Below are 14,214 nucleotides of genomic sequence, written 5' to 3'. Positions count from 1 at the left end.
GGCCGTGTGAGCAGCTCCGTTGCTTGCTCATGTCAGCACCATCTCCTCGGTCACGGACGTGCCGGCGGCACTCGTCCCACGTTCGATGTTCCGGGCCTTGGCCTCGGCCCAGGCCGGGCTGCCCACCGGGAACCAGCAGCGGTACTGGTGGTCGGGCGAGCCGGCGTCGCGCAGGGGCGGTTCCTCGGTGAGGCACTTGTCCTGCGCGTAGGGGCAGCGCGGGCTGAACTTGCAGCCCGCGGGCGGGTTGATGAGGTCCGGCGGCCGGCCGGGGATCACCTGGAGCCGGACGTGGTTCGGCCCGGCGATCGGCGGCACGGCGTTCATGAGCGCCTCGGTGTAGGGCATCTTCGGCTCGGCGAAGAGCTCCGGCGTGGGCGCCGTCTCGACGATCCGGCCCGCGTACATCACCGCGATGCGGTCCGACCGGCTACGCACCACCCGCAGGTCGTGCGTGACCAGCAGCATCGCCATCCGCCGCCGTGCCTGCAGGTCGGCGAGCAGGTCCAGGATCTGGGCCTGCACGGTGACGTCGAGCGCGGTGGTGGGCTCGTCGGCGAGCAGGAGCCGCGGGTTGCAGGACAGCGCGATCGCGATCGTCACGCGCTGGCGCATCCCGCCGGAGAGCTCGTGCGGGTACTGGCGCACCCGCCGCTCCGGTTCGGAGAGACCCACCGAGCGCAGCAGCTCGACGGCCCGGTCCAGCGCTTCCTTCTTCGTGACGCGCTCGTGCAGCAGGATCGTCTCGGTGAGCTGCGCGCCGATCCGCTTCACGGGGTTCAGCGAGGTCATCGGGTCCTGCAGGATCAGCGCGATCTCCGAGCCCCAGAAGGCCGAGAGCTCCTTGCCCGACAGCTCGCTGATCTTGGTGCCGTCGTACGTGACGGTGCCCGACACCTCGGTGCCGCGGCCGCCGCCGATGAGGCCCATCGCGCGGCGGGTGAACACGGTCTTGCCCGAGCCGCTCTCCCCCACCACCGCGAGCACCTCGCCCGCCTTCAGGCGCAGCGACACGCCCTCGACGGCGTGCACCACACCCTTCTTGGTGTGGAAGCGCACCACGACGTCCTCGGCCGTGAGCAGATCGCCCCCGTCCGGGACATCGCCCAGCGTGCCGGCATCCAGGACGTCCTCGGCCTGGCCGTTCTCGCTCCGCGTGCCGGTCACAGGTTGCTCTCCTTGACCTCGAACTGCTTGCGGGTGCGCTCACCGATGTAGTTGATCGAGAGCACCGTCAGGAACATGACCGCGGCGGGGAACAGCGAGATGTGCGGGAAATTGAGCAGCTCGGTGCGGCCACCGGCGATCATCCCGCCCCAGCTCGGCGTGGGCGGCGGGATGCCGAGGCCGAGGAAGCTCAAGGAGCCCTCCACCACGATGAAGACGCCGATCATGATGAAGCCGTAGGCAGCCACCGGGAGCACGACGTTGGGTGCGATCTCCCGGGCGATGATCCGGAATGGCTTGGACCCGTACGCCCGCGCGGCCTGCACGAACTCCCGTTGTGCCACCGTCAGGGTCGCGGCCCTGCTGAGCCGGATGAACGTGGGCACCGACAGGATCGCGAGGCCGATGATCAGGTTGGTGAGGCTGGAGCCCAGGATCGCGACCAGGGCGATGATGAACACCAGGCCGGGGAAGGCGAGCACCACGTCGGTGACCAGCGCCAGCACCCGCTCGGTGCGGCCGCCGAAGTAACCGGCCATCATGCCGAGGATGCCGCCCACCAGCGCACCGAGCAGGACGGCACAGATGCCGACGAGCAGCGACGCCCGTGCCCCGTAGATGATCCGGGACAGGTTGTCGCGACCCAGCGTGTCGCCGCCCAGCCAGTGCTGCGGCGTGATCCCGCCGAACACGTTGTTGTAGTCGGGCACCGCCGGGTCCCACAGTGGCAGCAGCGGGGCGAACACGGCGGAGAGCACCACCGCGCCCAGCCACGCCCATGCGATGTACCAGCCGACCGGCGCGCGATTGGCCCGCTGGATCCGCTTGGCCTTCCCCTTCGCTGCCATCGTCGCGATCGGCACCTGCGTGGCGACAGCGTCGCCGGGGGTCGTGTCCGGGGTCATTCCCGGAGTCGTCGTCTCAGGCATCTCTACGCACCCGCGGGTCGAGGGCCAGGTACAGGAGGTCGATGAGCATGTTGATCACGACGTACGCGACCGCGACGAACAGCAGGGCACCCTGCAGGATCATGTAGTCGCGGTTGAACACGGCCTGCACGATCAGCTGGCCGAGGCCGGGGATCGCGAACAGCGTCTCGACGATCACGGTGCCGCCCAGAAGCCGGCCGATGTTCACGCCGGACAGCGTGATCAGCGAGAACGACGAGGGCCGCAGCGCGTGGCGCATCAGGATCGTGCGTGGTCCCAGTCCCTTGGACCGGGCCATGAGGATGAAGTCCTCCTGCAGCGTCGAGATCATGTCGGAGCGCAGCAGTTGTCGGTAGACCGCCGCCTCGGCGATCATCAACGTCAGGCACGGCAGGATGATCGATCTCAGGTTGCCGAGCGGATCCTCGAAGAACCCGACGTAGCCGGTGGCCGGCAGGATGCTCGAGACACCACCCGCGAACAGCACGATCAGCACCATGCCGAACACGAAGGTCGGCATCGCGGCGGCGCCGAACCCGACCGTCATCGACGCCCTGTCCACCAGCCGGCCGGGCCGGTAGGCGGAGTAGACCGCCAGCGGGATCGCGATCAGCAACGCCAGGATCTGCGCGACGATCGTGATCTCGAACGTCACCGGTATCCGCTGGGCCAGCGCCTCCACCACCGGCTGCCCGGTGCGGAAGGAGCGTCCGAGGTCTCCGGTGACGACGCCACCGAGCCAGTCGACGTAGCGCACCAGCAGCGGCCGGTCCAGCTGCAGGTCCTCTCGCACCTGCTGCACCTGCTCGGGCGTCGCGTTGTCGCCCGCCACGACGACCGCGGCGTCGCCGGGGAGCAGGTCGACCACCACGAACGACAGGAAGGTCACGGCGAGCAGCACGATCAGCAGGTGCACGATCCGCTTGCGGATGCGCCGCAGGGCGGGGCGGCGGCTACCGGCCGGCTTGGCCGGGGTCCCCGGCGGAGTCGGGCCGCCGGCGGGCGTGGTCGGGCCAGCCTGTGACGTCAGTGTCATGTCGGCCACGGCGCGCCTCAGTTCGTCCGCAGGGGAAGCGCGGCCACCAGCGGGGTGTCCGCGCCGATCGGTCCCACCGCTGACGCCCCGCCCGGGTCACCGAGCGGGGCGTCACGGCCGGGGAGCGTGTCGTAGAAGAACGCGGCGTTGTCGGCGATGTGGCCGGCTTCGGCGTCGGACGCCTGCTGCTCCAGCACGATCGAGTCCACCGGGCACTCCGGTTCGCAGGCACCGCACTCGATGCACTCCGCCGGGTTGATGTAGAGCTTGCGCTCACCCGTGTAGATGCAGTCGACCGGGCAGACGTCGATGCAGCTGCGGTCCATGACGTCGACGCAGGCTTCTCCGATGACGTAGGTCATCTCGTTGGTCCCCTTCCGTGGGGGCGCCCTGTCGCGGGGCGCGTGCTGATCGCGAGGTGCGGTGGGATCGGGTGCGTGTCGGGCTGGTGCGCGTCCTACTCGGGACCACCGTCGAGCCAGGTGGTGGCGAAGAACATGTCGCGTGACGGGTAGCGGTCGATGCCCTTCACCTCGGGTTTGGTGATCGTGGACAGGTAACTGCGGCTGAACCACGCCATCGAGAGGTCCTGCCCGACCAGCAGCTCGACCTGCTGGTAGGCGTTGGTCCGGACCGCCTCGTCGGTGGTGCGCGCGGCCTCGTCGAGCAGCGCGTCCACCTGGGGGTTGGAGTAGTCGCCGTAGTTGGTGTTGCCGCCGGTGTGCAGGAGTCGGGTCGCGCCCGGGTAGGGCACGTCGAAAGCTCCGACCCAGGTGGTGAGCTGGAAGTCGTTGCTCTGCACCACCGCGGAGGAGAACTGCGCGAGGTCGTAGAACTGCACCTTGATGTCGATGCCCACGGCCGCCATCTGGGCCTGGATGTACTCCCCGAAGGGCACCCGCGCCTGGGTCGTCTTGAAGGTGAAGCTCGGATCACCGCCCGAGGCCTTGTACTCGGCGATCAGCTGCTTCGCCCGCTCCGGGTCGTACTTCGGCCACGCCTGCGACGCCGCCTCCGTGTGGTACGGGCTGTCCTCGGCGAACAGGCTGGTCGACGGCACGAGCCGGCCGCTGTACTGGCTCGCCGCCAGCGCGTTGAGATCCAGCGAGCTGATCAGCGCCTCGCGCATCCTGCGGTCGTTGAACGGTGCCTTGTTGAAGTTGAAGTAGAGGTACTCGCCTGCGTTGCCGGGCCCGTAGTACACGCGGAGCCCGGCGTTGGAGCTCGCCCGCACGAGTTCCTGGTTGTACCCGCCGAACACGACGTCGACGTCGCCGTTCTCGATCGAGGCGTAGCGGCTCTCGGTGTCGGGCAGCGGGCGGAACTCCAGCCCGTCGAGGTAGGGCATGCCCTGCTGCCAGTACGTGTCGTTCTTGGCGAGCGTGATCCGGGAGTCGGGGACCCACTCCACGAACCGGAACGGGCCTGCGCCCACCGGGTGGCGGCCGATGTCGTCGCCGTACTGCTGCAGCGCAGCCGGCGAGATGATCATCCCGAGGCTGCCGTAGGTGATCGGCTGGGCGAACAGCACCGGGAAGTCGCCCAGCGGGGCCTTCAGCGTGAACTCCACGGTCAGTGGGTCCACCGCGCGCATCGACGCGATGTTCGCGGCGAAGGCGTGTGCGGGCGAGGACAGCTTGTCGATGTGGCGCTGCACGTTGACCAGCACGGCGTTGGAGTCGAGGGCGGTGCCGTCGGTGAACTGCACGCCGGGCCGCAGCCCGAGGCGCCAGGTCACTCCCCCGTCGGCGCTGTCCATGGACTGCGCGAGGTACGGCTTGGCCTTGCCCTGCGGGTCGACCTTGAGCAGCGAGTCGTACACGGCCAGCGCGGCCATGTTCGAGTTCTGCACCGTGGGGTCGAAGCTGACCACCTCACGGTCCATGCCGAGCTTCAGCGTGCCGCCGGCGCGAGGCGTGCCCTCGGTGGCGAGATCTGCGCCGTAGGGATCGCGCGCCTGCAGCGCGCCGGCGGCCACAGCGCCACGGTCGGCCGCCCCGCACGCACTCAGAAGCACTGCGCAGCACGCGAGCGCCACCGCGGCGACGGCGCGGGACGTGCGACATCGCAATCGCATCTCAGAACACCCCAATGTGTCAGGAACGGCGCTGTGTGAGGAATGGCGCTGTACGAGGAATGGCGAAGTGCCGGGGAACAACGGGTGGGGAAAGCGAGCCGGGCGGGTGTGCCCGGCTGGCCGCCGCCCCGGACGGGGCGGCGGCCACGGGGTCAGGATCCGGCGACCGGAACGCGGGAGTTGCCGGCGTCGTACTTCTGCACCATCGGGTCGTCGCTGGTGCCGAGCACGCGCCAGTCCTCGCCGGGCTCGAGGATCTTCTCTGCCGACCGGATGCTGCGGTAGTCGAGATCGGGGGCGACAGCGGGCGGCTCGCCGCCCTCGGCCACGCTCTTGGCCGCCGCCATCAGCAGGCGACGCATCCGGATGATCGCCTTGTCGGAGGTGCCCAGCCGCTCCTGGGTGCGGTCGTAGATCGGGCCCATCGACTCGGTGACCATGAAGTCCTGGCTGATGAACTCACGCACACCGGAGTAGGTGACGTTGCGCTGTTCCGCGCGGTCGATCCCGTAGTCGTTCTCAGCCGTGTAGCGCCGCGGGATGATCCCGTTGCGGCCCACCTCGGCCGGCCCGAACTCGAACGGGCTCAGCGCGAAGAGGTTGGTGCCGCCGACCTCCTGCAGCCCCGGGTTGACGCGGGTGGAGAAGCTGTAGCGCCACGTGTTGTGGTCGTCGATCGGCACGAACAGACCGTGCCCGGTGCTGAAGGGCACCGACGCGATCACCGTGTTGTACGGGAAGCAGAACGCGCTCATCCGGACGTGCTTGTGCCCGTTGGGGGTGTCGCGGATGCCGACGTACTTGAACCCGTACCAGGTGTCCTCGATCTCCAGCCGCGGTGCGCGGTCGTGGCGCCAGAACTTCCACGACATCGCGTTGGTCGGGTAGCCGGGCTTGTCGCTGCCGTCGTCGGGGATGTCGTCGACACCGTCCCACTGGTGCAGCCACGAGATGTGCGAGGTGTCGAGGTTGCCCTCCATCGCCTGCACCCAGTTGCACGGGGTGTTCAGCTTGGTGGCGGCGACCTGGTCGGGCTCGAGGGACTCGGTGCCGAAGTCGCGGAAGGGCGTCATCTTGTCGGCCGGGCCCATGTAGGTCCACACGATCCCGCCCGACTCGTGCGTCGGGTAGGCCTTGGCCGTCACCTTGTCCTTGAACACGCTGTTCGGCGGCTCGCTGGGCATGTCGACGCACGCGCCGTCGGCATCGAACTTCCAGCCGTGGTACGGGCAGCGCAGCCCGCACTCCTCGTTGCGTCCGAAGTAGAGCGACGCACCGCGGTGCGGGCAGTTCTCCTGGATCAGGCCGACCCGACCGTTCGTGTCGCGGAACGCGACCAGGTCCTCGCCGAGCAACCGCACGCGAACAGGATCGCTGTCCGGTGTGGGCACTTCACTGATCAGCAGAGCCGGCGTCCAGTAACGGCGCAACAGCTCGCCCATAGGAGTTCCGGGCCCCACACGGGTCAGGAGCTCGTTGTCCTGCGCTGACAGCATCGTCGGCCTCTCTCCAGAGTGGTGGTTGGTGTCGCAGGTGGATCGATCAAATCAGGGGGATCAGATGGATCAGGTGGTGCTGACTCCGGCGGCCGCCGCCTGGCGTTGCTGCTCCAGCAGCGCCACCTGGCGGGCCGAGAGGGCGAGCAGTGGATGGGCTCCCACCTCGGTGAGCTTGTCGAACCCGTCGGCGAGCAGCGCGTCGCGCTGTTCGTCGGTGAGCTCTGCGCGCGCCGCCACACTCGCAGGATCGCGCACGAACTCGCTGCGCACCTCCTCGTCGGTGATGACGCGGTGCAGCAGCCGGTTGAGCGGGAAGCTCGCCGGCTCGGGGAACCGGTAGTAGATGAAGTCGGTGGAGGTGAACTCGTAGCCGCCGAACTTGGGCACGGGGTTCGCGAGCGGTTCGTCCACAGTGGGCTCGGTGCCTGCGGGCACCGGGGGCACGAACTGCACGACGCCGTGGCCGTGGTGGCTCAGGTGCTGGTAGGAGAGCAGCGAACCGGGGACGGTGCCGCCTGCGCCCGCGAGCACACCGAGCATCACGAACCACGTGAGCAGCTCGCTCTCGCCCACCTCGTCGAGCTGCACCGGCGTGAGGTCCAGCAGTTCCTCGTAGCGGCCTGCGGCCACCTCCTGCAGCACCCACTCGTCGAACGAGAACTGCGGCGCGGTGTAGCGGGCGGTGCCGGGGAAGTGCGACATCCCACCGCTCGCGAGCACCGCGACGCGCTCAGGACGGTCGGCGAGCGCCTCCGCGATCGCCTTGCCCAGCGCGAAGCAGCGGCGCGGGCTGGGCAGCGGGGGCAGATAGGCGTTGACCAGCAGCGGGATCACGGGGATGTCCCGGTCGCCCAGCACGTACTCGAACGGCGTGAGGAACGCGTGTCCGAGCTTGGCCTCCTGCGAGTAGGTGAGGTCGATGTCGCGCCCGACCACGCCGTGCAGCAGGTGCGTGGCGAGCTCGGTGTGCACCGGGATCCGGCGCTCCTTCTGCATGTAGTGCGCCTCGGCCTCCGGGGAGAGGATGAGGGTGAAGGTCGGCACCGCCTCCAGCCAGAACGTCTCGAGGTGGTCGATGCCGATCACCAGCAGCGCGTCCGGCCGCGTCTCGTCGAGGACCTGCCCGAAGCGGCGCAGCGCGTCGGTGCTGCCGTCGAGCTTGGCGGGGTCCTCGTGGGGCGGACGGCTCAGCAGCTGCGGGGCGTGCACAGCCGCGGCGGCGGCCACGATCTCAGCCATGGAGCGCTCCCTCCGGGACGACGCCGTCCCTGTCGTCATCGGTGTGCTCTTCACGATCCACGTACCGGACGCCCAGCCGATCGAGCTCGGCGCGCAGCCCGTACATGTCCAGGCCCAGCTCTCCAGCGGCGAGCCGGGCCCGCTTGTCCGCCTCGTTGCGCAGCCGCGCCTCGCCCGCGGCGGCCACGGCAGGCGCCTGGGCGCGGGGAACGACGACCACGCCGTCGTCGTCGGCGACCACGACATCGCCCGGCTCCACGAGGGTGCCGCCCACGATCACCGGGACGTTCACCGAACCGGGGCTCGCCTTGACCGTGCCCTGCGCGCTGACCGCTCTCGTCCAGACCGGGAAACCCATCCGGCGCAGGTCCGAGACGTCGCGCACACCGGCACCGGTGACCAGGCCGATCACCCCGCGACTGCGCATGGAGACCGCGAGCAGCTCGCCGAACATGCCGTCGGTGGACTCCGAGGTGGTGGACACGACCACCACGTCACCGGGCCGGCACTGTTCGACGGCGGCGTGGAGCATCAGGTTGTCGCCAGGGTGGGAGAGCACGGTGACGGCCCGTCCTGCGATCACCGCGCCCTCCTGCACCGGGCGGATCTGCGGGCCGAGGAGCCCGCGCCTGCCCTGCGCCTCGTGGACAGTGGCGACGCCCTGGCGGCCTAGTTGCGCCACCGCGTCGGCGTCGGGTGCGAGATCACTGCGCACGACGAGGTGCGCGTCCGGCCGATTCACCACAGCGTGCTCCCGACAGTGGGGAAGACCATCTGGAACGCCTCGGCGTGGGTGACCGTGCGCGGTGCGCCGTTGCGCACCGCCTGCACCCCGCGCCGTACGGCCAGGTCCTCGTAGTAGTCGATCAGATGTCCCTGCGCGGCGTCCATGCACTTCATGGCCGCTCGCTTGCTCTCGATCACCGGTGAGATGTCCAGGAAGCGGTTGGGCACGAACCCACACTGCTCGGGCTGGTGCGGCTCGAACGCCATCACCTGGGACGCACCCAGCGGCGGCGTGTTCCGGTCGGGGAGGCCGGCAGCCTGCGCGATCATCCGGCACCGCAGCACGATCTCGTGGGTGAGCGCGTGGTCCAGGTTGTACGGGTCGCGCTCGGCATGGGTGAGCAGAACGGTGGGCTGCAGCCTGCGTAGCTGCGCGACGATCCCGTCGACCAGGTCGTCGGTGGCACGCAGGGGGTAGTCGCCGGCGTCGAAGAACATGATGTCGGCCCCCAGTGCCTGGGCCGCCGCGGTGGCCTCCTCGGCCCGGATGGCCTTCACCGACTCCAGCGTGGCGTCCGGGGACCGCCACAGCGCCGCGGACTCGCCGCGCTCACCGTAGGTCAGGCAGAGCACCGTGACAGGGGCGCCGTCCTCGGCGCACCGGGCGATCGCCCCACCCGCCCGCCAGACGAAGTCAGCGGCATGTGCGCTGACCACGACGACGGACGGCCCGTCGTCTCTGCCTGATGGACCCATGTGCTGCTCCTCCAGGCGTCGGGGTCGAGTGGTGTGGACCATAACTCCGCCACTCGGAAGTGGCAACCAGATTGTTAACAATCCCGTTGCCAGTTACGCTCAGCCCCGGAATCGCCGGCCACCGGGACGGCGCGGGGCGAGAGGACGTGCATGACCGCAGGCGGTGGAACTGCGACGACCGACGCGGTCGCCGTAGTGGTGAGCGCCGTTCGCGACGGCATCATGCAGGGCCGGTTCGCTCCGGGGCAACGACTCCCCGAGGCCGACCTCGTCGCCCTGTACGACGCGTCGCGGGGAGCCGTGCGCGCCGCTCTGGCGCAGCTGGAGAACGAGGGCATCGTCGAGCGAGAGCGCAACCGTGGCGCGCGCGTGCGCCCGATCTCGCTGCAGGAGGCAGTCGAGATCACCGAGGCCCGCGCGGTCGTCGAAGGGCTGTGCGCGGCCAAGGCCGCTGTGAAGGCCACCCCCGACGACCACCGGAAGCTGCGCGAGCTGGGCGTGGAGCTGGCCGCCACCGTCGAGAACTCCGACGTCGTGGCCTACAGTCAGGTCAACCAGCAGATCCATCGCGCCATCCGCGATCTGTCCGGGCACGAGACGGCCGGCCGCATGCTCGACCGGCTGCGCACGCAGAGTGTCCGCTACCACTACACCGTCGCGCTGCTCCCGGGCCGTCCATCGGTCGGCCTGCAGGAGCACCTCGAGGTGATCGAGACCGTCTGCGCAGGCGACCCCGTGGTCGCCGAGCAGCGGATGCGTGCCCATCTGCTCAGCGTGGTCGACGCACTCCACCAGCTCGACGCCAACCTGCACCAGTGGTGAGCGCCGACCGCTCGACCGTGCACTGCCCGAGTACTCGACGAGGAGGCCGGAACATGTCCGATCGAATCCGCACCACGCACGTCGGTAGTCTGCCGCGACCTGCGGACCTGCTGGCACTGATCAACGCCAGCGACCGTGGCGAACCGGTGGACGAGGCCGCGCTCGCGGCCACCGTCGAGTCGGCGGTTCACGACCAGGTGCGTCTCCAGGCCGAGACCGGGATCGACATCGTCAGCGACGGCGAGATGAGCAAGATCGGCTACGCCACCTACATCCGCCACCGGATGAGCGGGTTCGAGATCGGTGACGCCCCCCGCGCCACCCCGGCCGACCTCGACGCCTACCCCGACTACAAGGAGCAGCTGCACCGCTCCGGGGCCACCGTCGCCTACCTGCGCCCGATCTGCCGGGGCCCCATCGAGTACGAGAACTTCGAGCCGCTCGAGACCGACCTCGCCACGCTGCGGTCCGCAATGGACGCCGCGGGCGTCGAGACCGCGTTCATGAACGCTCCGTCGCCCGGCATCACCGCGCTGTTCCAGCCCAACGAGTACTACCCCGACGAGGACACCTACCTCAACGCGATCGCCGACGCGCTGAAGGTGGAGTACGACCGCATCATCGCGGCGGGCTTCGATCTGCAGGTCGACTCCCCCGACCTCGGGATGGGCCGGCACAACAAGTACAAGGCGCTCTCCGACGAGGAGTTCCTCGTCCGCGCCGAGGTGCTCGTCGAGGTCCTCAACCACGCGCTGCGCGACGTGCCGGCCGACCGCGCTCGCATCCACCTGTGCTGGGGCAACTACGAGGGCCCGCACACCTTCGACATCGCGGTGGAGAAGGTGGCCGACCTGGTGCTGCGCGCCAAGCCGGCGACGATCCTGTGCGAGGCGGCCAACCCCCGCCACGGCCACGACTGGGCAGGCTGGGCCGCGGCGAAGATCCCCGACGACAAGGTCTTCGCGCCCGGCGTGATCGACACCACCACCAACTTCGTGGAGCACCCGGGCCTCGTCGCCGAGCGCATCCTCCGCTACACCGACATCGTCGGTCGCGAGCGCGTGATCGCCAGCACCGACTGCGGCTTCGGCACCTTCGCCGGCTGGGGCGGCGTGGTGCCCGAGCTGGCCTGGGAGAAGCTCCGCTCGCTCCGCGACGGCGCCGCCATCGCAACCGAAAAGCTCTGGTGACCACCGTCCCGACCCCCTTGTGATCACCCGAACGTAGGAGGCACGACATGGAGTTCCTGGTACGCGCGGAGAACCGCTTGCCCCCGGAGACCCCGGAGGAGGAGCGCAGCCGCCTCAAGAAGGGCGAACGCGCGCGAGCGGACGAACTACGCGCTGCCGGGAACCTCAAGCGGCTGTGGCGGGTACCGGGCCGCAACGCGACGATCGGCCTGTACGAGTGCACCGACGCCACGGAGCTGCACGACGTCCTCTCCTCGCTGCCGATGTTCCCCTGGATGGACATCACGGTCGAGGTCGTCGCGACCCACCCACAGGAGCAGTGACCGTGGCAACGTTCGTCCTCCTGCACGGCGCGTGGCACGGCGGCTGGGCCTGGCGGAAGGTGGAGCCCTACCTTCGCTCCGCCGGGCACGAGGTGCTGACCCCCACCCTCACGGGCGTCAGCGACCGGGCCCATCTGCTCAGCCCGGCCGTCGGCCTCGACACCCACGTCACCGACGTCGTCGCACTGCTCGACGCCGAGGGCGCGACCGACGTCGTCCTCGTCGGTCACAGCTACGCGGGCCAGGTGGTCACAGGTGTCGCCGACCGCCGGCCCGAGGCACTACGGCGGCGGGTGTACCTCGACGCGTTCGTCGGCAACGACGGCGAGGCGGCGATCGACCTGCTCCCGGCGCACGTCGCCGAGCACTACCGCGAGTCGGTGGCCGGGCCCGGCTTCGGCTGGCTCATCCCGGTGCGGTCGCTGCAGGCGCTCGGCGTCACCGACGAGGCCGACACCGAGTGGCTGACCGCACGACTCACGCCGCACCCGTGGCGCACCTACACGGAGCCGCTCGCGCTGAGCGGCCGTCAGGACGAGGTCCCGGCGGTCTTCGTCGAGTGCACCGACTGGATGCGGGTCTTCCGCACCCAGAGCGAACGGGCCGAGAGCGCGGGCTGGCCCGTGCTCAGCGTCCCCACCGGCCACGAAGCGATGGTGACCGCGCCGGAAGCACTGGCCAAGATCCTGATCGACGCGGCGGCCTGAAACACACACCGAGCACTGCACCGGGAAGGCGACGATGGAGTTGCAAACACCAACACAAGGCGCTGAGACAGTGGCCGAGGCCTTCCTGGTGCAGCTGCGCCGGCGCGGGGTCGAGCGGCTTTTCGTCAACAGCGGCACCGACTTCGCGTCACTCGTCGAGGCCTACGCCCGGCGTAAGGACTCCGGCCTCGACCTGCCCGACGTGGTCGTCTGCGCCCACGAGAACCTCGCGGTGTCGATGGCCCACGGTTCCTACCTCGGCGACGGGCGGGTGCAGGCGGTCATGCTGCACACGAGCGTCGGCACCGCCAACGCGGTGTGCGCGGTGTTCAACGCTGCCCGCAGCCGGGTGCCCGTGCTGCTGACCGCGGGCCGCACACCGCTGTTCGAGCACTCGATGCTCGGCTCCCGCGACGCCCCGATCCACTGGGCGCAGGAGATGTTCGACCAGGCCGGGATGCTGCGCGAGCTCGTGAAGTGGGACTACGAGCTGCGCGACGGCGCCCACGTACAGGACGTCGTCGACCGGGCGCTCGACATCGCCACCACGGAACCGCGCGGCCCCGTCTACCTGTCGCTCCCGCGGGAGGTGCTGGCCGGTCCGGTCTTCGGCCCCCAGGACTCCGCCGCCCCCGCCCTGCCGACCACCGCGCACCCGGACCCCGCCGCCGTCGCCCAGCTGGCCGACCACCTGGCCTCGGCCACGTTCCCCGTGATCGTCACCGGCGACGCCGGCGCCGACCGGCGGGCCGTGCCGCTGCTCGCCGAGCTCTCCGAGCGGTTCGGCATCGCCGTCGTCGAGAGCGGCGTGCGCCACGTCAACATCCCGGCCGACCATCCGCTCCACGCCGGTTACGCCGTCGGCGAGGTGCTGGCCGAGGCCGACGTGGTCTGTGTTCTCGACCTCGACGTACCGTGGTTGCCCGGCTCCTCCACCCCCCGCGCCGACGCCGTGGTGGTGCAGTGCGGGCCCGACCCCAGCTTCTCGCGGTACCCGATGCGCACCCACCGCACGGACCTGACGATCACCGCGAACATCACGGCCCTTCTGCCTGCGCTCACCGCCGCGCTGGCCGAGCGCGCGGTCGACCCCGGCCGGGCCGATCGCCTCGCCGCCCGCGTGGGCGGCTGGCGCGAGCGGCGGGCGCGGCTGCTCGAGACGGAGTCCGCCGCCGGAGGTCCCATCACCAAGGCGTTCCTCAACACCGCGCTCGCGCAGGTGCGCCCGTCCGACGCGGTCGTCGTCAACGAGTACTGGGCCTCCCCCGAGATCCTCGGCTCGACCGTTCCCGGCACCTACTTCGGCACGCCGCCCGCGGGCGGGCTCGGCTGGGGGCTTCCCGCGGCCATGGGTGTGCAGCTCGCACGCCCGACGGCCACCGTGATCGCCACGCTCGGCGACGGCGCCTACATGTTCGCCAACCCGGCCGCGTGCCACCAGGCGATGGCCATGCACCACCTCCCGGTCCTCACGGTGGTGTGCACCAACGCGCACTGGGGCGCGGTGCAGTCGTCGGCCCTGCGGATGTACCCGGACGGTCACGCGGCGGGTGCCCCCGAACTGTCCCCGCTCGCCCGGCTGGACCCGGCACCCCGGTTCGCCGCATACGCGGAGGCATCCGGTGGCCTCGGCCTGCACGTCACCGAGCGCGCGGAGCTGGTGCCCGCCCTGCAGCGCGCCCTGCGCACCGTGCAGGACGAACGCCGGCACGTCCTGGTCGATGTGGAGTGCGCCTGACCTGA

General features: G+C 70.2%; 14 protein-coding genes. 5 read left to right on the top strand and 9 right to left on the bottom strand.

Annotation, left to right across the window (positions count from 1 at the left end):
- Window positions 1-27 precede the first annotated feature (27 nt).
- From ACQPZQ_RS11220 to ACQPZQ_RS11180, 9 genes are all read right to left on the bottom strand, one after another.
- Window positions 28-1,167 (bottom strand): ABC transporter ATP-binding protein, encoded by a 1,140-nt coding sequence (locus ACQPZQ_RS11220; protein WP_241039543.1) that lies wholly within the window; start codon window positions 1,165-1,167, stop codon window positions 28-30.
- Window positions 1,164-2,096: an ABC transporter permease gene (locus ACQPZQ_RS11215; protein ID WP_433294770.1), complete on the bottom strand. Its 933-nt coding sequence runs from the start codon at window positions 2,094-2,096 to the stop codon at window positions 1,164-1,166. The genes ACQPZQ_RS11220 and ACQPZQ_RS11215 overlap by 4 nt, the downstream gene beginning before the upstream one ends.
- Window positions 2,089-3,132 (bottom strand): ABC transporter permease, encoded by a 1,044-nt coding sequence (locus tag ACQPZQ_RS11210; protein ID WP_433294768.1) that lies wholly within the window; start codon window positions 3,130-3,132, stop codon window positions 2,089-2,091. Before ACQPZQ_RS11210 ends, ACQPZQ_RS11215 begins: the two co-directional genes overlap by 8 nt.
- 17 nt (window positions 3,133-3,149) lie before the next feature.
- Window positions 3,150-3,494, bottom strand: coding sequence for a ferredoxin (gene fdxA / locus ACQPZQ_RS11205; RefSeq protein WP_433294766.1), 345 nt, complete (start codon window positions 3,492-3,494; stop codon window positions 3,150-3,152).
- 95 nt (window positions 3,495-3,589) lie between these two features.
- On the bottom strand, window positions 3,590-5,209 hold the full coding sequence (locus ACQPZQ_RS11200; RefSeq protein WP_433294764.1) for an ABC transporter substrate-binding protein: 1,620 nt from the start codon (window positions 5,207-5,209) through the stop codon (window positions 3,590-3,592).
- A gap of 152 nt (window positions 5,210-5,361) precedes the next feature.
- Window positions 5,362-6,705: a Rieske 2Fe-2S domain-containing protein gene (locus ACQPZQ_RS11195; protein ID WP_433294761.1), complete on the bottom strand. Its 1,344-nt coding sequence runs from the start codon at window positions 6,703-6,705 to the stop codon at window positions 5,362-5,364.
- Window positions 6,706-6,774: 69 nt separating this feature from the next.
- Entirely contained in the window at window positions 6,775-7,947 is a 1,173-nt protein-coding gene (locus ACQPZQ_RS11190) for a hypothetical protein (protein ID WP_433294759.1), read from the bottom strand.
- Window positions 7,940-8,692: a 4-carboxy-4-hydroxy-2-oxoadipate aldolase/oxaloacetate decarboxylase gene (locus ACQPZQ_RS11185; RefSeq protein ID WP_433294757.1), complete on the bottom strand. Its 753-nt coding sequence runs from the start codon at window positions 8,690-8,692 to the stop codon at window positions 7,940-7,942. The genes ACQPZQ_RS11190 and ACQPZQ_RS11185 overlap by 8 nt, the downstream gene beginning before the upstream one ends.
- The gene (locus ACQPZQ_RS11180) at window positions 8,686-9,429 is read right to left on the bottom strand and encodes a PIG-L deacetylase family protein (RefSeq protein ID WP_433294755.1); all 744 of its coding nucleotides are present in this window, start codon (window positions 9,427-9,429) and stop codon (window positions 8,686-8,688) included. The genes ACQPZQ_RS11185 and ACQPZQ_RS11180 overlap by 7 nt, the downstream gene beginning before the upstream one ends.
- Window positions 9,430-9,579: 150 nt before the next feature.
- On the opposite strand from ACQPZQ_RS11180, the gene ACQPZQ_RS11175 reads away from it, so the two are divergent.
- The 5 genes from ACQPZQ_RS11175 to ACQPZQ_RS11155 all read left to right on the top strand — a co-directional run bounded on the left by ACQPZQ_RS11175 (window position 9,580) and on the right by ACQPZQ_RS11155 (window position 14,209).
- Window positions 9,580-10,251 carry a GntR family transcriptional regulator gene (locus ACQPZQ_RS11175; RefSeq protein WP_433294753.1) on the top strand — a complete coding sequence of 224 codons (672 nt, stop codon included), beginning with the start codon at window positions 9,580-9,582 and terminating at the stop codon, window positions 10,249-10,251.
- 53 nt (window positions 10,252-10,304) lie between these two features.
- A complete protein-coding gene (locus ACQPZQ_RS11170; protein WP_433294751.1) occupies window positions 10,305-11,441 on the top strand; it encodes a cobalamin-independent methionine synthase II family protein in 1,137 nt (378 codons plus the stop codon).
- Between the two features lie 47 nt (window positions 11,442-11,488).
- A complete protein-coding gene (locus ACQPZQ_RS11165) occupies window positions 11,489-11,764 on the top strand; it encodes a muconolactone Delta-isomerase family protein (RefSeq protein ID WP_241039554.1) in 276 nt (91 codons plus the stop codon).
- 2 nt (window positions 11,765-11,766) lie between these two features.
- The gene (locus tag ACQPZQ_RS11160; RefSeq protein ID WP_433294749.1) at window positions 11,767-12,471 is read left to right on the top strand and encodes an alpha/beta fold hydrolase; all 705 of its coding nucleotides are present in this window, start codon (window positions 11,767-11,769) and stop codon (window positions 12,469-12,471) included.
- Between the two features lie 70 nt (window positions 12,472-12,541).
- Complete coding sequence (locus tag ACQPZQ_RS11155) at window positions 12,542-14,209, top strand: thiamine pyrophosphate-requiring protein (RefSeq protein ID WP_433294747.1); 1,668 nt, start codon at window positions 12,542-12,544, stop codon at window positions 14,207-14,209.
- Window positions 14,210-14,214 lie beyond the last annotated feature (5 nt).

Origin of the sequence: Pseudonocardia sp. CA-142604 (assembly GCF_050948475.1) — a bacterium.
Taxonomy (GTDB): Bacteria; Actinomycetota; Actinomycetes; order Mycobacteriales; family Pseudonocardiaceae; genus Pseudonocardia; species Pseudonocardia alaniniphila.
The sequence above is the reverse complement of the archived record's forward strand: the minus strand, read 5'-3'. Positions and strand labels throughout refer to the sequence as shown.

Bases quoted from the DNA above. Each gene is read 5' to 3' on its own strand.
- ACQPZQ_RS11215 (WP_433294770.1), bottom strand. From the start codon at position 2,096: ATGCCTGAGACGACGACTCCGGGAATGACCCCGGACACGACCCCCGGC.
- ACQPZQ_RS11210 (WP_433294768.1), bottom strand. From the start codon at position 3,132: ATGACACTGACGTCACAGGCTGGCCCGACCACGCCCGCCGGCGGCCCG.
- fdxA (WP_433294766.1), bottom strand. From the start codon at position 3,494: ATGACCTACGTCATCGGAGAAGCCTGCGTCGACGTCATGGACCGCAGC.
- ACQPZQ_RS11200 (WP_433294764.1), bottom strand. From the start codon at position 5,209: ATGCGATTGCGATGTCGCACGTCCCGCGCCGTCGCCGCGGTGGCGCTC.
- ACQPZQ_RS11195 (WP_433294761.1), bottom strand. From the start codon at position 6,705: ATGCTGTCAGCGCAGGACAACGAGCTCCTGACCCGTGTGGGGCCCGGA.
- ACQPZQ_RS11190 (WP_433294759.1), bottom strand. From the start codon at position 7,947: ATGGCTGAGATCGTGGCCGCCGCCGCGGCTGTGCACGCCCCGCAGCTG.
- ACQPZQ_RS11180 (WP_433294755.1), bottom strand. From the start codon at position 9,429: ATGGGTCCATCAGGCAGAGACGACGGGCCGTCCGTCGTCGTGGTCAGC.
- ACQPZQ_RS11175 (WP_433294753.1), top strand. From the start codon at position 9,580: ATGACCGCAGGCGGTGGAACTGCGACGACCGACGCGGTCGCCGTAGTG.
- ACQPZQ_RS11170 (WP_433294751.1), top strand. From the start codon at position 10,305: ATGTCCGATCGAATCCGCACCACGCACGTCGGTAGTCTGCCGCGACCT.
- ACQPZQ_RS11165 (WP_241039554.1), top strand. From the start codon at position 11,489: ATGGAGTTCCTGGTACGCGCGGAGAACCGCTTGCCCCCGGAGACCCCG.